This is a genomic window from Aureimonas fodinaquatilis, assembly GCF_008369445.1.
GTDB lineage: Bacteria > Pseudomonadota > Alphaproteobacteria > Rhizobiales > Rhizobiaceae > Aureimonas > Aureimonas fodinaquatilis.
The window spans coordinates 522,155-539,450 of record NZ_VTWH01000003.1; the positions used below are offsets into that span (position 1 = coordinate 522,155).

Here is a 17,296-nt window from a genome sequence, read left to right on the forward strand (position 1 = left end):
CGGACTGAGCATGAATTTCAAGCCCGGCAGAAGCCGGGCTTTTTGCGTTCATAAATCTCAACAACGCTGTCAGGTGGATGGTTCGAGATGGCGAAATTCATCTATGACCTTTGAATAGAGTTCACGCTTGAACGGCACGATGAGCGACAGAATGTCATCCATGCTTTTCCAGCCCCACTCTGAGAACTCTGCCATATGGCCACCGGGCGGTGGATTGATCTGCACCTCCGCAGAATTTCCCTCAAAGCGGAAGGCAAACCATTTCTGCCTCTGGCCCCGAAAACGCCCCTTCAGCGCGATCCCTATCATATGGGAAGGAAGATCATAGGAAATCCATCCGTGCGACTCAGCGAGGAGGGAAACCGACCTGATGCCCGTTTCCTCGTACAGCTCGCGCAGCGCTGCCGGCAACGGCTCTTCGCCCTCATCTATTCCACCTTGTGGCATCTGCCAAAGGCGTTCTTCGCCGTCCAGTTCACCACTGGGAAGTGCAATTCGCTTACCAGCCCAGACCCTGCCTTCAGAATTCAGCACCATGATGCCTACGCAGGGTCTGTAGGGAAGCGTGTTTGGGTCTATTGAGGTCATCGAAGGTTCCTGAATGCAAAAGAAAACCCTTGAAGAAGTTCTTCAAGGGTTTGTTTGTTTCCGAGGCTAAGGGCCTGTCTCAGTTCGCAGCAGATTCAGAGTCCTGCTTTGGCGGGAATGCAGCGTGAGTTTTGGTGCCACGCAGCAGTTCCAGCGCATATTGCAACTGCAGATCATCCTTGGTTTCCGGCGGTACGTAATCCAGCGAACCGGATCCTTCCTCGCCTTCTTCCGCGCCTTGAATGTGCCCGCGCAGGGAGGATTCACCGCGCTTCAACTCATCATCAGCAGAAAGCCCCATCTGTGCCCGGATTTCCTCCGGCAGTGGCTGTTCAACCGTGATGTCCGGGTCGATGCCACGGCCCTGGATCGAAGAGCCCGATGGGGTGTAATAGAGCGCGGTTGTCAAACGCAGCGAGCCATTCGCCCCGAGGGGGATGATTGTCTGGACCGAGCCTTTGCCGAATGAGCGTGAACCAACAACTGTCGCGCGGCCTTGATCCTGAAGCGCACCCGCCACAATCTCAGATGCCGAAGCCGAACCGCCATTCACAAGGACAACAAGTGGCTTGCCGTCAATATCGTCACCCGTGCGGGCGTTATAGCGCCGTGTCTCTTCCGAATTGCGTCCACGGGTTGAAACGATCTCGCCCTTTTCCAGGAAGGCGTCGGAAACGCTGACTGCCTCATCCAGCAGGCCGCCCGGGTTGCGCCGCAGATCCAGGATATAGCCCTTCAATTCGTCATCGTTGATCTTTTCCTTGATGTCGGCAATGGCCTCCTCAAGTCCGATCGTGGTTTGTTCATTGAAGCGCAGAAGCTTGATGTAGCCAACATTGTCTTCAACGGTGTGGCGAACGGATGGAACCTTGATCTCGTCGCGCACGATTGTCAGCCGTACAGGCTGCGTGGCGCCTTCGCGAATGATCGTCAGGTCGACCGAGGTTCCGACATCGCCTTTCATACGGTCGACAGCTTGCGACAGCGTCAAACCGCGCACCTGTTCACCGTCAATTTCCGCAATCATGTCGTTTGCAAGAACGCCGGCCTTGTCAGCGGGCGTGCCTTCAAAAGGTGAAATGACTTTCACCAATTCGTCTTCCATTGTCACTTCAATACCCAAGCCGCCAAACTGGCCGCGGGTTTCCGTGCGCATATCGACGGTCTGTTCCGGGTTCATGTAGCTGGAATGAGGATCAAGCGATGTCAGCATGCCGTTGATGGCACTTTCGATCAGCTTCTGATCATCCGGCTGGTCGACATATTGGGCCCGGACCCGCTCAAACACATCGCCGAAAATGGCGAGCTGGCGATAGGTGTCAGCCCCTGCGGCATTGGCAGCGCCGGCATGTGGCCCGACAAATGCCGTCATGGCCGTTGCACCCAACAGCGCCCCCGCGAAGAGAATGGAGAGCTTACGTATCATTCCTAGTCCTTCCAGCTTGCCGCTTGGCCCACCAGAGGGCCGGGTCGACCGGTTTGCCATCCTTGCGAAACTCTACGTACAACGCCGGTTCGTCATCAGGCAGCCCGTCATTCCAAATTGCGCTCGCCATACGTCGGTCACCCATTCGGGCCACCGGTTCGCCGGCAAGGACGAACTGCTTTATGTTCACATCTATTCGGGCCATTCCCGCCATGACGATATGATAGCCATCGCCGGCGTTCAGGATCAAGAGGTGACCATAGGACCGAAACGGCCCCGAGTACATTATTTCGGCATCCGCCGGGGTTGTTACAAGGTCTCCGGCAGCCGCTCGAAAGATCATTCCGGTCGTCGGCCGTCCACCATTGCCCGGTTCGCCAAACATTACAACCGGTTGACCAGACACAGGAGGAAGCAATAAGCCCTTCAATGTCGAAAATGCGGCATTGACCGGTAATTTTTTCATTGTATGGCGCAACTGGCCAATATTATAGCCATCCGGCGTCAATGCGGCCGTTGCCTGGCTGCCTGAAGTGGTGCCGAGCACTGCAATCAATGCTTCCATGCTGTCAGCTCTGTTGGCCAGCGCCTCTGCCCGTTTTTCCAGGGCAACCCGTTCATCCGGCATCCTTGCCTGTCGGCGCTGCTTTTCATTCAGCAGGCTGGTCAGCCTTGCATCCTGCATTTTCTGCCGCAGCAATTGTTGGGAATATTGTCGCTTGTCCGTTTCAATACGGACTTTCAGCTCTTGCAGGCGTATCAGATCAGCTTGCAGAATGCGGGTTTGTGTTTCCACACCTGGCAGCAAAGATCCAAGCATGACCGAGCTGCGCAGAGCGCCCACTGCATCACCCGGCTGAACCAGCAAAGCCGGCGGAGGCGAACGGCCAATGCGTTGCAGCGCGGCGAGCAAGCCAGCAAGCAACTCGCGCTGGTCGCTCAGGCTGGCGGTCAGTTGTTCTTCCGCCAGGACATTTGCCTCCAGATTCTTCTCCAGCAGCACAACCTGCTCGCGGGCATTTCGAATTTCTGTGGCGGTTTCCACCAGACGCAGCGCTATGGCTGCGCCATCCTCGCTCAGGGTTGCTGCTTCTGCTTCCAGCCCGCTCATCGTGCTTTGTGTGATGCGAATCTGATTGCGAATGTCGTTCAGCTCTGCCTGAAGTCTCAACCGTTGTCCTTCCGGCCCGGAAAGACTGCCAGGCTGAGAAGGCGGGGCTGCCAGCGCATGCTGTTCCTGAGCCGAAGAGGCAGTGGGCAATGCAGCGAGGGTCAAAATGCAAACAGCGCAGCCGACAGCGCAGCTTTGCAGCCGTTCGGTTAGCCACCGCGGGGTCCACGCTGCAAGAATCCTGTTTCTCCTGCCATCATCTCGTGCAGGCAGGATAAAAGGTTCGAAATTAAGAATCCATCTATACCGGCGCGGACTGAAATTTTGCCCGCCGCTGTGACCCGGATGCGCCTTCAGACCGTTTGGAAACAACCGTCCAGTCACCCTGTGGCGCTTTGGCCTTTGTTTTTCTTATTGCCCTGCCGCTGAAGGAAGTCGCTGTCATCAAACAGACTTCAGGCCTTTTCAATTGCGGTGATACGGATGTCCGGAAAGAATCGTGGTTGCCCGGTATAGCTGTTCGGAAAGAAGAATTCGCGCCAACTGGTGCGGCCAGGTCAGCCGACCAAGTGCCAGAGTGTAACGAGCTTTCTCTTTCAGTTCCGGCAGAAGTCCGTCGGGTCCGCCAATGATGATGGCAAGATCGCGCAGAGGTTCATCCCGAAAGTCCGCCAGTTGCCGGGCAAATTGTTCCGAGTTCGGCGTTTTGCCGGTTTCGTCCATCAACATCAGCGCAGCCTTGTCAGGCGTCGCTGCCAGCAAGCGCTCTGCTTCATCCTTTTTGCGGGCATCAACAGACGCCGAGCGGGATTCCGGGAGTTCGACAACGCCAGAAAAGTCGAGGCCCAAAGCAGAACCCGACTTTTTCAGTCTGTCCAGATATCGTGCAGCGAGCTCCTGTTCCGGGCCGGCTTTCATACGCCCGATGGCCAGAATGGTGATTCGCATGTGCTACAGCATTTCTCGTTTAAACAGACAGGTTTGAACGGCGGACAATGCGAGCACACAGGAAGCTCAAGCGTTCAGGCGATATTGCATCGCCTGGCACGGTCTAGTGAACCTGCGATTCCTGATCAGCCGCCGACCACATTTTTTCAATATTGTAGAATGAGCGGACTTCCGGTCTGAAAATGTGGACAATGATATCGCCCGTATCGATCAGCACCCAGTCGCCGTTTTGCAGGCCTTCAACCTTGGCGGACCCAAGCCCGTTTTCTTTCATGTCCCGAAGCAGATGATCGGCAACAGCGCTCACATGCCGGTGCGAGCGGCCAGACGCAATGACCATATAATCGGCCAGAGCGGATTTGCCCTTGAGATCTATGAAAACAATTTCTTCTGCTTTCGAGTCTTCAAGACTGGCAAGTACGAGTTGGATTGCGGTCCTTTCAACCTTCTGGTCGTCGGAGGGCACTTCGGAAGCAACGTCTGTGACGTCGTTCGTGTCAGGCGCGGGGGTCAGATTCACAGTTCCTTCTTTCATCACGCAATGCTCTATTGTGGGCCAGTTTGGCCTTCGAGGCAAGTTTCCTGAAGTTGTGGCGTTCATGATTTTTCCGCAGCGCGTATGGCTGAGGAAGAAAGCGAGGAGCGCGGTCCGTGCAGAAACACCCAGGCCGGCGGGCGCATTGTTGCAAGGCTCGCAGCGCGCTCTTCGCGCAGGCGAAATTTTTTGAAAGTCTGTGCTGCGGGGGAAGACAGCAGCGAAAGAGTTGAGCCAGGACGATCTATGATGGCAATTGGCACGGCGGTAAAAATATCCTGCCAGTCCTGCCACAAATGAAACGTGGCCAGGCTGTCGGCTCCCATGATCCAGACAAACTTCACACCGGGGCACCGAACCTTGAGCAACTGCACGGTGTCGGCCGAATAGCGGATTTTATGGGCTGCCTCAAAACCGGTGACAGAAATTCGCGGGTTGGCCGCAATATCGCGCGACAGGCGCAATCTTTCGGACAAAGGCTCCAGGACCCCATGATCCTTCAACGGGTTGCCCGGCGTCACCATCCACCAGAGTTTTTGCAGACCAAGCCGGCGCAATGCCATTTCCGCTACAAGGCGATGGCCCATATGTGGCGGGTTGAACGATCCACCCAGCAAGCCGATTTTCATGCCCGGCGTGCAATGAGGAATGCGCAAGTCATGCTGATAGCGGGCGCCAGCCTGCGCGGGTGAATCGGGCATGAAGTTCACGGACGTAACTGTCCGTTCCCATGCACGCGGTAATTGAAGCTGGTCAATTGCTCAACACCGACAGGTCCACGCGCATGCATTTTTCCCGTAGCAATGCCAATCTCACCACCCATTCCAAATTCGCCGCCGTCTGCAAACTGGGTGGATGCGTTGTGCAGCAAAATAGCTGAGTCGAGAGATTGCATGAATTTCGCAACAACCTCTGCATCCTCCGCAACTATCGCCTCAGTGTGGTGAGATGAATATTGCTCGATATGCCGAATTGCACCTTCCACGCCATCAACCAGCGCCACAGAAATGATCGCGTCCAGATATTCCGTTTGAAAATCTGCCTCAGTAGCAGGCGCGGCTTCCGGATAGAGCGCCAGTATTTCACTGCTTCCACGGATTTCACACCCGGCTTCGGCCAGGGCATCCAGAATTGGGCGGGCAGAGGCTGAAGCTGCCCGGTCTATCAGCAGCGTTTCGGCAGCCCCGCAAATTCCGGTGCGCCGCATCTTGGCGTTCACCGCAATTTCCCGAGCCATTTCCGGCTTTGCCGAGCCGTCGATATAGACGTGGCAAAGCCCCTCCAGATGGGCGAACACTGGCACGCGGGCTTCGGATTGCACGCGCTCTACCAGACTGCGTCCACCCCGTGGCACAATGACGTCAATGGTGCCATGCAGGCCGCCAAGCATCAGGCCAACAGCAGCGCGATCCGTGGTCGGCACCAGTTGAATGGCTTCGGCCGGTAGCCCCTCGGCTATCAAGCCGCTAACAAGCGCCGCATGGATGGCGCGAGATGAAGCAACGGAATCAGATCCGCCGCGCAGAATAACCGCGTTGCCTGCCGCAAGGCACAAAGCCCCGGCATCGGCAGTCACATTGGGCCGGCTTTCGTAAATCACGCCAATAACGCCCAATGGTGTGCGTACCCGCTGAATCAGCAAGCCATTCGGGCGTGTCCATTCAGCGGAGATTGAACCGACCGGGTCGGGAAGGGCGGCAATTGCCTCCACTCCGGCAGCCATAGCCTCAATTCGTGCGTCGTTCAGGGCCAGCCTGTCGATGGATGCTGGTGAAAGGCCGGATTGCGCTGCGCGTGCAAGATCTTCCTGATTGGCCTGCAAAATTGCAACGGCACTTTTGCGCAGTTCTGCCGCCATTGCGCGCAAAGCCGCCTGCTTCTGCAGTGTCGGTGCCATCGCAAGTTTGCGCGAGGCAGTGCGCGCCTGCTGTCCCAGCGCGTGCATCATGGTGGTAACATCGCCACCCTCGATCCGGTCAAGCATTGGTGCTCTCCGCTGCTTCATCATTGTGGCTGCGCTGCGGCGCACCGCTCATGACCAGGTCATCGCGGTGTATCATTGCAGTGCGGGGCGCATAGCCCAGAATGCGCTCAACATCACTGCTTCGACGTCCCGCAACGGCCGCTGCATCGTGCGCATCATAGGCAACAAGGCCGCGCGCAATTTCAACGCCGTGCTCATCCACCACGGCTATCGTATCACCCCGGCCAAAGGTGCCAGTCACAGCACGAACTCCGGCGGGCAACAGGCTGCGGCCACGCCTTAACGCGTCCACTGCGCCGCGATCCACCGTCAGTCGACCCAAAGTGTTCAAGTGACCGGCTATCCAGCGCTTGCGCGAAGTGACCGGGTTGGTTGCCGGTTCAAAGAACGTCGCGCGTTCGCCGGTTTCAATTGCTGCCAGCGGATGCAGGCGATTGCCCGCGGTGATGATCATTGCCACACCAGCCAGCGTTGCGATTTTGCCCGCATCGATTTTTGTCTTCATGCCACCGCGCGAATATTGCGATGCCGCTGCACCTGCCATCGCCTCGATTTGCGGGGTAATGGCGTGAACATGGGGAATATGCACTGCGTCTGGGTTGAAGGCAGGGGGGGCGGTGTACAGCCCATCAATATCCGACAACAGAATCAGCAGATCGGCCGACATCATGGTTGCCACGCGCGCTGCCAGACGGTCATTGTCGCCGTAGCGAATTTCAGCGGTTGCCACCGTGTCGTTTTCGTTGATCACCGGCACTGCGCCGAAGCCAAGCAATGTCGAAATGGTCGCGCGGGCGTTGAGATAGCGCCGCCGCTCTTCGGTATCGCCCAGTGTCAGCAGAATTTGCCCGGCTTCCAAGCCATGGACACTCAGAACTTCCGAATAGGCCCGTGCCAGTGCAATCTGGCCGATGGCTGCCGCAGCCTGGCTTTCGTCCAGCCGCAAAGCCTTTGGTTGGAGCTTCAGCACCTTGCGGCCCAGCGCAATTGCGCCTGATGAAACGATCAGGATTTCATGACCGGCCTTTGCAAGCCGCGCCACATCGTCAGCAAGCGTTTCCAGCCATTGACGGCGCAATCCGGTTTCATGATCCACCAGAAGCGCAGAGCCGATTTTGATGACAATGCGCTTATGGCCGGCGAGGGAAATGCCAGTCATCTTCGCCAGTCCTCCTCGCTCATCTTCTGGCCAAAACGGGCTGCATCTTCTGCCGCCTGCAAATCTTCATCGTTCTGGCCAACATTATCAATTTCACGCTGTAACAGGCGCAAAGCTTCGGGCAGACCTTGGCGGCTGACCGCAGAGAGCGCAAGCACCTTGCCGCCAACTTCTGCTTCCAGTTCGGCAATTTTTTCGGCTTTGGCCTCCGGTGTCAGCACATCTGCCTGCGACAGGGCCACAATCTCCGGTTTATCGGTCAAACCACCGCCATAGAGCTCCAACTCCCGGCGCACCGTGCGATAGGCGTGGGCAACGTCCTCTTCCACGCCGGAAACCAGATGCAGCAGCACGCGTGTTCGCTCGACATGGCTGAGAAACCGGTCGCCAATGCCCACACCTTCATGCGCGCCCTCAATCAGACCTGGAATGTCAGCAATGATGAATTCGACAGAATCCACCGTGGCCACGCCCAGATTGGGATAAAGGGTGGTGAACGGGTAATCGGCAATCTTGGGCCTGGCAGCGGTGACAGATGCCAGAAAAGTGGATTTGCCGGCATTGGGAAGCCCGACCAATCCTGCATCTGCAATAAGTTTCAACTGCAGCCAGATTGTCAGTTCTTCACCCGGCAAGCCAGGGTTGGCCCGGCGTGGTGCCTGATTGATGGAAGATTTGAACTGCCAATTGCCAAAGCCGCCATTGCCGCCAGCGGCAATGCGAAAAATCTGTCCGACTTCGGTCAGGTCGCAGATCAGGGTTTCACCATCTTCGGCAAAAATCTGTGTGCCCACTGGCACTTTCAAAGTGACGTCAGAACCCTTGCCGCCCGTGCGGTTGCGCCCCATGCCATGCATGCCGGTTTTGGCCCGGAAGTGCTGTTGGTAGCGATAATCAATCAGCGTGTTCAGGCCGGAAACGGTTTCGACAAACACGTCGCCGCCGCGGCCGCCATCGCCACCGTCCGGCCCACCAAATTCAATGAACTTTTCACGCCGGAACGACACGGACCCTGCACCGCCATCGCCGGAACGAACATAGACTTTTGCTCTATCTAAAAACTTCATGGATCTGACGGCTTTCGACTGCGTGAAACGAGAGGGGAACCAGGCTTGACCGGGATCGTCCGCTCCAGTTCGGGTTTGTACGTATTCAGTGGGCCCTGTCCAGTTCTTCCAACGGAACAGCGGAGGATTCCTGCCCCCACGACTTAAGGGAGAGCCAGCAGCGCCGGTCCATCCGGTAGGATTCGCTGGAAACCCTGCCTGCCAGCGACAGAACATCCATGCCGACCCCGGTATATTGAAAGCCGCATTTGTGAATGACGCGGCGCGATGCACCGTTGATCACCCTGCAACGCGCTTCCACGGCTTCAGCCGCCAATTCTCCAAACGCATAATCAATCAGCGCGTGGGCAGCTTCCGTGGCATAGCCGCTGTTCCAGAAGTCCCGGCCCAACCAGTAACCAAGATCCAGCGCGTCGCTGTTGTCCTTTTCACGCAGCGAAACAAGGCCCATCAGCCTTTTGTCTTCACGGCGCAAAATAGCAAAAACCAATTCATGCCGCAAAGATGACAGGTAGGTTTCGGCATCGGAAAGACTGTAAGGATGCGGAATGCGTGCCGTCATTTCTGCAATATGCCGGTCGTTGGCCAAGGCAGCAATGGCAGGCGCGTCGGTCAATTTGACCAGACGCAGCGTCAGCCGTCTTGTCGTTATCGGCCTCAGTTCTTCATCTATCCACAAATCGTCGCTGGGCATAGGACTCTCGCATGTCACGAAAAAGGGGAGATGGCGGCCCATCTCCCCGGTTTTTCGCTTTAGCCGAGTCTTATTCGGTACAAAGCGCTGGGTCGGTGGGACGCCGGCGCTTTGGAGCTGCCATCGTCACTCGGCGGCTTCTGCGATCGGCATAATCGAAATATAGGTGCGGCCTTGGGCCTTTTTCTGGAAGGAAACGACGCCTTCCGCGGTGGCGAATAGGGTATGGTCACGGCCCATGCCCACGTTCACACCCGGGTGCCAGCGTGTGCCGCGTTGGCGCACGATGATGTTGCCGGCGAGAACATGCTCACCGCCAAATTTCTTGACGCCCAGGCGTTTGGATTCGGAATCGCGACCGTTGCGGGAAGAACCGCCTGCCTTTTTATGTGCCATAGTTCAGGTCTCCTGATCTGCTCTGTGTGGCGGTGCCGGGTCCATGATTGGGCCGCTCGGCACCTGCCGCTTGAATTTCAAAGTGCCGGAAGCATTGATGCCACCGGGTGGATTTAGACGCTCAGGCGTCCTTGTTTTCCGTTTCGGCCTTCTTGGCGCGAGTGCGCTTCGGCGCGGCTTCTGCCGTTTCGGCCTCTGCCTTTGGCTTTGCTGCGCGCTTTGGCTTTTCAGCAGCTTCAGCTGCTGGTGCCTCGGCGGCGGCTTCCTTGCGGGCGGCCTTTGCACTTGGGGCCTTGCCGTCGGTCAGAATTTCCGAAATGCGGATCAGTGTCAGGTCCTGACGGTGACCGCGCGTGCGCTTGGAATTCTGGCGGCGACGCTTCTTGAAGGAAATAACCTTCTTGCCGCGTGTCTGTTCAACAATTTCGGCAACGACAGTGGCGCCGGCCACAAAGGGCGCACCAATGGTCGAGCCGACCATGAGAACTTCCGCGAAGGAAACGCTGTCGCCAGCCTCTCCAGCAAGACGTTCAATTTCAAACTGATCATTAGCGGCAACGCGGTATTGCTTGCCACCGGTTTTGATGACTGCGAACATAATCGACCTTTCGTCGGATTGGCTCTCGGAAGTTCCGGACCATCTTCTTTTGGTTTTTCTGGAGTTTTTGCACCGAGCCTTGTGGCTGGCACACAATTCCGATTGGCTGCATAAACGAGGCAGGGCCTCTGGTCAAGGTGAAGTGCCGGATTTTAAAGGCATTCACAAATCAATTGGGGTGTTGCCTGAAATAGTTCTTGTGCATTGGTGCAGCTGTTTGATATGCAGCGCCTCGCGCCTGATGGCGTTGACCACGTAACGGGTTTTGCCCGGCGGCCGGAGAGGTGGCAGAGTGGTTGAATGCACCGCACTCGAAATGCGGCATGCCTGCAAGGGCATCGGGGGTTCAAATCCCTCCCTCTCCGCCATTTTTGTTTAATTATAACAATAACTTATTCAGATTTGCCTTCAATTGGCCGGTCTATCGCAAATGCTGGATTTGTTGGGTTATTAGGGCCAGCCACGACCGAGGCATATTGACACCTTATCCGGCGACCCGGGCAATTCTGAAGCCGCTGCTCTCGCACATATGAACCGCCGAGTTGAGAAGGCGAAGGCATTATCAGTTTAGAGGCCGACTATTACACGCCTGAGCACATGAAGACACTGCTGCGCCGCGCCGCCGACACCGGCGTGCCGCTCGGCAACCTCGCAAAATAGCTGCTCATCCTCTCGACGACGAACCAGCTGGAAAAAGTGCATCTGAATCACTGTCGAGGCGCACCACAATAATTTAATTGCCGGGCCAAAATAAAACTTGGAAATGCGCCAATAAAAAATGATAAAACCCTACGCAGTATTTGAGTTGGCGGGGCAAACATAATGATTCAATTGCTTTATCGCGGCGCGCCGGGCGCGCGCGCGCTTGGACTTGTTGCCATCGGCCTCAGCACGACCTGCCTCACACAAATTGCAAATGCAGGCCCCACAAGCTATTTGACACTGAATTTCGAGGGGAACGGGACATTCCTCACCGGCATCCGCGGCGACAATATCGTCGGCAACTACACAATTCCCGGCACGAACGAGACCGGCGGCCTTTATTACAACATCACGACGCAGACCTGGTCGGCGATGCCGGTGGCCACGCCCAACAACGCCAACTATCCCGGTGCCGTCGGCTCATCGCCCTATGGACCGCACTTCGGCAATCCGGGTGGCGTGCTGCGCGTGGTCGGCAGCTACAAGACCACCGCCTCGGGGGAATTCGATCTAAGCTACATTTATGATGCAGCGGCCGCTCCGGGCGAGCAGCTCACGGAACTGGTTTATCCGGACGGGGACGAGCCGACGCTTTTCACCATTGCGCACAGTAACTTTGGCAATCAGGTCGTCGGCAACTACGACACCCAGCTCGATGAGGGCCACGCCTTCATCTACAACATTGATACCGGTGGATATGAAGCTTTCAACATCGACGGCGCCGTCAGCACCACCGCCTATGGGATCTATGGCGACAAGATCGCCGGCGGCTATGCAACACTGCCCCAGATCGGTGGCGGATTGGGGCCGGAGCGCGGCTACATCTATGACCAGACTACCGGTGAATATAAGAGCTTCCATCACCCAGAGGCGGTCGCGACCCATTTCGAAGGTATCACCAGCGCCGGTCGCCCTGACGAATACAATCTCGTCGTCAACTGGGTGACTGCCGACGGCGTCGTTCATCCGGGGGTGATGCATGTCAACTTCTTGACCGGCGTTCACTCCTGGCACGAGATCGACATACCCGGAGCTGTCGTGTCGTCCAACTCCGCCTATGGCGACAATGTCGTGGGCATCTATGTCGACGACGACGGCATCCATGGCTATCTCGCCACCATTCCCGGCATCTATAACCCGACCCGCAACACCGACGCGATCGACTTCGCCGACGAGAATGCCACGGCCCTCGACGGCGTCAGGGGCGAAGACATCATCAACAGCGGCAACATCACGGCAACCGGCGCGGGCGGTGTCGGCATCAGAGGCGAAACCTACGGCGCGATCTCCAATTCCGCCGTCATTACCGCCAGCGGTCTCGCCGGCGCGGCGGCGGAGATGCATGGCAAATACGGCACCCTGCTGAATTCCGGCACGCTGCAGACCTCATCGCCCGAGGCCGACGCCTTGCGCACAGGTCTCACGGCCGAAGGCACGACCATCGTCAATACGGGCATCATCGATGGCCGGATCGCGGCGACCGCGGGGGCGGGCAAGCGGTTCGAGAACAGCGGCTGGCTGGGCGTTTCCGGCAATGGGGTGTCGATCCAGCACCTCTTCCAGGGCACCCTCGTGCAGACCGCGGCCGGCACCTATGCCGCGCGCATAACCGACGACGGCAACGACAGGCTGGAAGTGACCGGCGCGATCCGGCTCGACGGCACGATGGCGGCCTCGTTCCAGACAGCCAACCTCCTGAAGAGCTACACGCTCATCGACGCGACGGACGAAATTACCGGGCGGTTCGACACTTTTACCACCAGCGGACTGCCGGCCCTGTTCGGCGCGACCCTCAACTACGCCCCGACCACCGTGACGATGAACGTCGCCGCTGATCTCGCGGAATTGGCGAACAGCACGCCGAACCAGCGCGTGGTCGGCGCGGCGCTCGACGGTTTCATAAACACCACGTCGGGCAACATGCTGGCCGAACTGCCCGACGCGCTGGCCCCGCTCTACGGGCTCACTGTTGGCCAGTTGCCGGGCGCGCTCGATGCGCTGTCCGGCGAGGCCTATGCCAGCCAGCGGTCCGTGCTGCTGGGCGACAGCCTCTATGCCCGCCAGTCCATCCTCGCGCGCCTGCGCCAGGGCAGCTATGCGGGCGAGGGTGCCCTGGGCACGCTCGCCTTTGGCGGCCCGCTTGCCTATGGCCCCGACGAGGCCGGCAACCTCACCGCGCCCGCCGAACGCAGCATTGACGGCACGTTCTGGGCGCAGGGTTTCGGCGGCGCGGGCGACTATGACACCACCGCATCGACCGCGGGCGTGGACGTCACCTTGGGCGGGATCGTCGCCGGACTCGACGCCAGGCTCGGCGATTGGCTGGTTGGCGGCGCCCTCGGCTACACGCGCTCCAGCGCCGATGTCGATGCGCTTGTCAGCTCTAGTGACGTCGACAGCTTATTGGTCGGGCTTTACGCCGGGACCAGCTTGGGGCCGAGCAACTTCCGCTTTGGTGGCAGCTACGCCTTCAGCCAGATCGAAGCCTCGCGCACCATCTCCGGCTTTTCCGAGCAGGCGAAGGCCGAATACGACGGCGGCGTCGCGCAGGTCTTCGCCGAGGTCAGTCATGGCTTCGACGTTCAGCAGGTCGCACTGGAGCCCTTCGCCGGCCTCGCCTACGTGCACGTCTCGACCGACAGCTTCACCGAAACCGGCGCTTCGGCCGGCTTGCGCGGCGCGTCGAGCTCGATGGGCGTTGGCTACTCCTCGCTCGGCCTACGGGCCGCGACGACGATGCAGCTGGCCGGCGGCCAGACGCTGAAGCCTCATGCAGAGGTCACCTGGCAGCACGCGTTCGGCGACGTCACGCCGGAGTCGCAGATGGCGTTTATCAGCGTGCCGACGGCCAACTTCACAGTGGCCGGAGCGCCGCTTTCCAGGGACGCGGCGCTTCTCAAGATCGGCCTCGACCTCGACCTCAACGACCAGGTGCGCATCGGCGTCTCCTACCTCGGCCAATACGCCGACAACTCGACCGTCAATGGCGCGCAGGCGGATTTGCGGTGGAGGTTCTAGGAGACGGCAACGACGCCTGGGCGGCCTGGGTGCGCATGAGCAAAGCTTGCGAGGCCTTATTTGTTCTATGGTGCAACCAAGCGCGCCGGGCATATCTAAGCCATGCTGACGCCGCCTGTCGTCTGCTTGCAGGGCCTATGGTTAATCCGGTCGCGACAGACAATCCCACCCTCTCCGCCAAATCATTCACTGCAGCGGGTTGCCGTGCGCGCTTAATCTCGACAGCATTAGAACCTTGATCATTTGTAAAGTAGCAGCCAATCCGCATACTGCCGTACAGACAGAGACAGGCTTAGGCGACGGTGTGCTAAACCGTAATTCCTTGACGCACTCCTTAGACCTGGAAGTTCTCATCGAACACCCGGCGTATCTCGATCTTCATGACGATATCGCTGCGGGCTCGGTCCGACAGGCGATCCACATCCAGACGCTTGGCGACGTTCTCGTAGTAGATTGATGGGGCAATCGGCAAAAGCCTGCAGCTCCGCTCTCACAGTAGTTAGAGCCTCCGGCAAAGCCGGGACGGTTCAACCGTAGCTTGGTCACAGCTGAAAAGCCGCGTGGAACTCATCTGCGACAAGAAGCTCAAATATTGATTTGAGGGCAATTGACCGGCGTGCCGGTCAGTCAAACGCTGCGCGCAGCGATGCCGCCGCTTGTCGCAGCAACCCAATGTCGGAACCGACCGCCACAAAGGTGGCGCCAAAATCGATATAGTGCCGCGCCAGTGTCTGGTTTGATGTCAAAATGCCGGACGGTTTGCCTGCGGCGTGTATACGCTGCAATGCCGAAGAAATCGCCTCTTGAACATCCGGATGGTCGGCCTGCCCACGCAGACCCATATCAGCTGCAAGATCCGCCGGACCGACGAAGATGCCGTCCACACCGTCCACAGCGGATATTGCGTCAATCGCGGACAAACCGGCGACGCTTTCCACCTGTACCAGCAGGCAAACCTCATCATTTGCGGTGTGGAGATAGTCGGGAATAGCATTAAACCCCGATGCTCGTGCCAGAGCAGCCCCAACGCCTCGCGTGCCTTGCGGTGGATAGCGCATGGCTTTTGCCAGAGCTGTGGCGTGTTCTGCTGTCTCAACCATCGGCACAAGAATGGTCTGGCAACCAATATCCAGCGCCTGCTTGATCATCCATGTTTCGCCAATTGGCAGGCGGATGACAGGTGCAGTTGCACTCGGCGCTATTGCCTGCAATTGCCCCAACATTGATCGCAGATCGTTCGGGCTGTGCTCTCCGTCGATAACAAGCCAGTCAAAACCGGTTCCAGCCAGCAGTCCAGCGCTATAGGAATCTGCCAGTCCAAGCCAGAGGCCGATCTGGCGGCGGCGGTTTGCAAGAGCTTCTTTGAAGGTGTTTCTGGGCGCAGGCATTCAGTCCTCTTTCGCAAAATGACAGCCGACCGTTCCGAATTGTCCGAAATCGGCGTGGATATCGGTTCCGAGCGGGCACTCGATCGGCCTGATGAACGAGCCTGAAAGAATAATCTGTCCCGGTTCTATCTGATGGCCATATTGAGTCAGCCGGGCTGCAAGCCAGGACACCGAGGTTGCCGGGTGGCCAAGCACTCCGGCGCCAAGCCCTGTTTCTTCAATAACGCCATCACGAGATACGATCGCTCCGATCCAGCGCAAGTCAAGCGTTTCAGGATCTGCTCTGTGTTTGCCGAGCACGATTCCGGCATTTGCGGCATTGTCCGCGATGGTGTCGCAAAAATTGCGCATCCGACCGGTGGCCGCGTCTGCCCGAACAATCCGGGTGTCGAGAATTTCAAGCGCTGGGGCCACATAGTCGGTAGCATCGAGAACCGCATCAATGGAGAGATTCAGACCGCTCAGTGGTTTCTTCATCACAAAGGCAATTTCAGCTTCCACTCGGGGCTGGATAAACCGTCTGGCGGGGATGGTTGAGCCGTCCTCGAACCACATGGAATCGAGAAGAACGCCCGAGTCTGGAACGTCAATGTTCAACGCCTGCTGCATGGCTCTTGACGTCAACCCGATCTTCCAGCCGATGGTCGTTTCACCCGTGGCAAGCTTACGTTTTATCCAGGCTGACTGAACCGCGTAGGCGTCATCCATCGACATTTCAGGATTCGCAAGGCTTAACAGTCCGGTTTGTGTCCGGTATTTTTCTGCCCTGTCCAGTCTATCGGCAGCATCCTCGATCCAGCCTGGTCTCTTCACGCTTCAGGCCCTTTCCAACTCGACGCGGTTTTCCAGTCGACCTACGATGTCGGACTCCACTGCAACCACATCGCCCGCCACCAGATAGCGAGGTGGATCAAACCGCGCACCTGAACCTGTTGGTGTGCCGGATACGATGATGTCGCCTGGCAGCAGGGCGGTGAAGTTTGAAATATAGCTGATAAGCCGGCGCACAGGGAACATCATGCGTTCCATTTTGTCTTCCTGCCGCAATTCGCCATTGACGAAGGCTTTGATCTCAACCGAACCAAGCGGCCCGACATCTGCGATCGGCACAATCCACGGCCCGATGCTGCCGGAAGCCTCGAAATTCTTGCCCTGCGTCACGTTGAATTTGCCATGGCGCATCCAATCGCGAACGCTACCCTCGTTGCACAGTGTCAGGCCGAAAATGTGATCGAGCGCGTTGTCCTCACTAATGCGACGGCCCGGCTTGCCGATTACCAGAGCAATCTCTCCTTCATAATCGAGCTGGCTGGACTCTGGCGGCAACTGGATCGGCTGACCATGCGCAACAAATGAGCCGCGGGTGCGCAGGAACAGGCTCGGATATTTGGGCAGCTCTGAGCCGTCTTTGTACTCCGCATTCCGGTCTGGATAATTGACGCCGACGCAGACGATCTTGTCGGTGTCCGGTAGCGGGGTGAGAAAGGTGATCTCTGCCAGCGCATAGTCGGCAGTGTCTGTTTTTGCGATTAACCGGGCCTCATCAGCCCTGCCACGGGCGATAAAGTCGCGCAGAGATGTGTAGGCAGTTCGCCGGGAAAGGTCGAAGACACCATTTACTGTGGCAAAGCCAAAGCGGTCCCGGCCTTCGGCGTGAAAGCTCAGATATTTCATGAGGGAAG

16 protein-coding genes, 1 tRNA gene and 1 pseudogene are annotated in these 17,296 nt (G+C 57.9%); 2 read left to right on the plus strand and 16 right to left on the minus strand.

Features of this window, described 5'->3' with window-relative positions; all coding sequences use genetic code 11:
• Nucleotides 1-69: 69 nt before the first annotated feature.
• The 12 genes from FPY71_RS14665 to rplU form a co-directional block, all read right to left on the minus strand.
• On the minus strand, nucleotides 70-588 hold the full coding sequence (locus tag FPY71_RS14665) for an RNA pyrophosphohydrolase (RefSeq protein ID WP_149301036.1): 519 nt from the start codon (nucleotides 586-588) through the stop codon (nucleotides 70-72).
• Between the two features lie 79 nt (nucleotides 589-667).
• Nucleotides 668-2,014, minus strand: coding sequence for a S41 family peptidase (locus FPY71_RS14670; protein WP_149301037.1), 1,347 nt, complete (start codon nucleotides 2,012-2,014; stop codon nucleotides 668-670).
• A complete protein-coding gene (locus FPY71_RS14675) occupies nucleotides 2,004-3,185 on the minus strand; it encodes a murein hydrolase activator EnvC family protein (protein ID WP_149301038.1) in 1,182 nt (393 codons plus the stop codon). The genes FPY71_RS14670 and FPY71_RS14675 overlap by 11 nt, the downstream gene beginning before the upstream one ends.
• A gap of 405 nt (nucleotides 3,186-3,590) precedes the next feature.
• Entirely contained in the window at nucleotides 3,591-4,073 is a 483-nt protein-coding gene (gene rlmH / locus FPY71_RS14680; RefSeq protein WP_149301039.1) for a 23S rRNA (pseudouridine(1915)-N(3))-methyltransferase RlmH, read from the minus strand.
• A 103-nt stretch (nucleotides 4,074-4,176) separates the two neighbouring features.
• Complete coding sequence (rsfS, locus tag FPY71_RS14685) at nucleotides 4,177-4,608, minus strand: ribosome silencing factor (RefSeq protein ID WP_149301040.1); 432 nt, start codon at nucleotides 4,606-4,608, stop codon at nucleotides 4,177-4,179.
• A 62-nt stretch (nucleotides 4,609-4,670) separates the two neighbouring features.
• Nucleotides 4,671-5,309, minus strand: coding sequence for a nicotinate-nucleotide adenylyltransferase (locus tag FPY71_RS14690; protein WP_188052359.1), 639 nt, complete (start codon nucleotides 5,307-5,309; stop codon nucleotides 4,671-4,673).
• Between the two features lie 5 nt (nucleotides 5,310-5,314).
• Complete coding sequence (locus FPY71_RS14695) at nucleotides 5,315-6,592, minus strand: glutamate-5-semialdehyde dehydrogenase (RefSeq protein ID WP_149301041.1); 1,278 nt, start codon at nucleotides 6,590-6,592, stop codon at nucleotides 5,315-5,317.
• On the minus strand, nucleotides 6,585-7,751 hold the full coding sequence (proB, locus tag FPY71_RS14700) for a glutamate 5-kinase (RefSeq protein WP_149301042.1): 1,167 nt from the start codon (nucleotides 7,749-7,751) through the stop codon (nucleotides 6,585-6,587). The genes FPY71_RS14695 and proB overlap by 8 nt, the downstream gene beginning before the upstream one ends.
• The gene (obgE, locus tag FPY71_RS14705; protein ID WP_149301043.1) at nucleotides 7,748-8,818 is read right to left on the minus strand and encodes a GTPase ObgE; all 1,071 of its coding nucleotides are present in this window, start codon (nucleotides 8,816-8,818) and stop codon (nucleotides 7,748-7,750) included. Before obgE ends, proB begins: the two co-directional genes overlap by 4 nt.
• An 85-nt stretch (nucleotides 8,819-8,903) precedes the next feature.
• Nucleotides 8,904-9,512: a GNAT family N-acetyltransferase gene (locus tag FPY71_RS14710; protein WP_149301044.1), complete on the minus strand. Its 609-nt coding sequence runs from the start codon at nucleotides 9,510-9,512 to the stop codon at nucleotides 8,904-8,906.
• Nucleotides 9,513-9,638: 126 nt separating this feature from the next.
• Nucleotides 9,639-9,908, minus strand: a complete 270-nt coding sequence (gene rpmA, locus FPY71_RS14715) for a 50S ribosomal protein L27 (protein ID WP_149301045.1) — start codon at nucleotides 9,906-9,908, stop codon at nucleotides 9,639-9,641.
• A 121-nt stretch (nucleotides 9,909-10,029) separates the two neighbouring features.
• Complete coding sequence (gene rplU / locus FPY71_RS14720) at nucleotides 10,030-10,506, minus strand: 50S ribosomal protein L21 (RefSeq protein ID WP_149301046.1); 477 nt, start codon at nucleotides 10,504-10,506, stop codon at nucleotides 10,030-10,032.
• Nucleotides 10,507-10,784: 278 nt separating this feature from the next.
• On the opposite strand from rplU, the gene FPY71_RS14725 reads away from it, so the two are divergent.
• Both FPY71_RS14725 and FPY71_RS14730 read left to right on the plus strand, forming a co-directional pair.
• A tRNA-Ser gene (locus FPY71_RS14725) sits at nucleotides 10,785-10,874 on the plus strand.
• Between the two features lie 454 nt (nucleotides 10,875-11,328).
• Nucleotides 11,329-14,226, plus strand: coding sequence for an autotransporter family protein (locus FPY71_RS14730; protein ID WP_149301047.1), 2,898 nt, complete (start codon nucleotides 11,329-11,331; stop codon nucleotides 14,224-14,226).
• Nucleotides 14,227-14,563: 337 nt separating this feature from the next.
• On the opposite strand, the pseudogene FPY71_RS14735 reads toward FPY71_RS14730, so the two are convergent.
• The 4 genes and pseudogenes from FPY71_RS14735 to FPY71_RS14750 form a co-directional block, all read right to left on the minus strand.
• A pseudogene (locus FPY71_RS14735) lies at nucleotides 14,564-14,716 on the minus strand (IS3 family transposase); the annotation flags it as partial.
• 133 nt (nucleotides 14,717-14,849) lie between these two features.
• The gene (hpaI, locus tag FPY71_RS14740; RefSeq protein ID WP_149301048.1) at nucleotides 14,850-15,614 is read right to left on the minus strand and encodes a 4-hydroxy-2-oxoheptanedioate aldolase; all 765 of its coding nucleotides are present in this window, start codon (nucleotides 15,612-15,614) and stop codon (nucleotides 14,850-14,852) included.
• On the minus strand, nucleotides 15,615-16,427 hold the full coding sequence (gene hpaH / locus FPY71_RS14745) for a 2-oxo-hept-4-ene-1,7-dioate hydratase (protein ID WP_149301049.1): 813 nt from the start codon (nucleotides 16,425-16,427) through the stop codon (nucleotides 15,615-15,617).
• A 3-nt stretch (nucleotides 16,428-16,430) separates the two neighbouring features.
• A complete protein-coding gene (locus FPY71_RS14750; protein WP_149301050.1) occupies nucleotides 16,431-17,288 on the minus strand; it encodes a fumarylacetoacetate hydrolase family protein in 858 nt (285 codons plus the stop codon).
• Nucleotides 17,289-17,296: the final 8 nt, after the last annotated feature.

Excerpts from the sequence above, each read along its gene's own strand:
- proB (WP_149301042.1), bottom strand. The coding sequence starts at position 7,751 with ATGACTGGCATTTCCCTCGCCGGCCATAAGCGCATTGTCATCAAAATC.
- FPY71_RS14665 (WP_149301036.1), bottom strand. The coding sequence starts at position 588 with ATGACCTCAATAGACCCAAACACGCTTCCCTACAGACCCTGCGTAGGC.
- FPY71_RS14710 (WP_149301044.1), bottom strand. The coding sequence starts at position 9,512 with ATGCCCAGCGACGATTTGTGGATAGATGAAGAACTGAGGCCGATAACG.
- rlmH (WP_149301039.1), bottom strand. The coding sequence starts at position 4,073 with ATGCGAATCACCATTCTGGCCATCGGGCGTATGAAAGCCGGCCCGGAA.
- FPY71_RS14695 (WP_149301041.1), bottom strand. The coding sequence starts at position 6,592 with ATGCTTGACCGGATCGAGGGTGGCGATGTTACCACCATGATGCACGCG.
- FPY71_RS14750 (WP_149301050.1), bottom strand. The coding sequence starts at position 17,288 with ATGAAATATCTGAGCTTTCACGCCGAAGGCCGGGACCGCTTTGGCTTT.
- FPY71_RS14690 (WP_188052359.1), bottom strand. The coding sequence starts at position 5,309 with ATGCCCGATTCACCCGCGCAGGCTGGCGCCCGCTATCAGCATGACTTG.
- FPY71_RS14730 (WP_149301047.1), top strand. The coding sequence starts at position 11,329 with ATGATTCAATTGCTTTATCGCGGCGCGCCGGGCGCGCGCGCGCTTGGA.
- FPY71_RS14670 (WP_149301037.1), bottom strand. The coding sequence starts at position 2,014 with ATGATACGTAAGCTCTCCATTCTCTTCGCGGGGGCGCTGTTGGGTGCA.
- obgE (WP_149301043.1), bottom strand. The coding sequence starts at position 8,818 with ATGAAGTTTTTAGATAGAGCAAAAGTCTATGTTCGTTCCGGCGATGGC.
- hpaI (WP_149301048.1), bottom strand. The coding sequence starts at position 15,614 with ATGCCTGCGCCCAGAAACACCTTCAAAGAAGCTCTTGCAAACCGCCGC.
- rpmA (WP_149301045.1), bottom strand. The coding sequence starts at position 9,908 with ATGGCACATAAAAAGGCAGGCGGTTCTTCCCGCAACGGTCGCGATTCC.
- rplU (WP_149301046.1), bottom strand. The coding sequence starts at position 10,506 with ATGTTCGCAGTCATCAAAACCGGTGGCAAGCAATACCGCGTTGCCGCT.
- rsfS (WP_149301040.1), bottom strand. The coding sequence starts at position 4,608 with ATGAAAGAAGGAACTGTGAATCTGACCCCCGCGCCTGACACGAACGAC.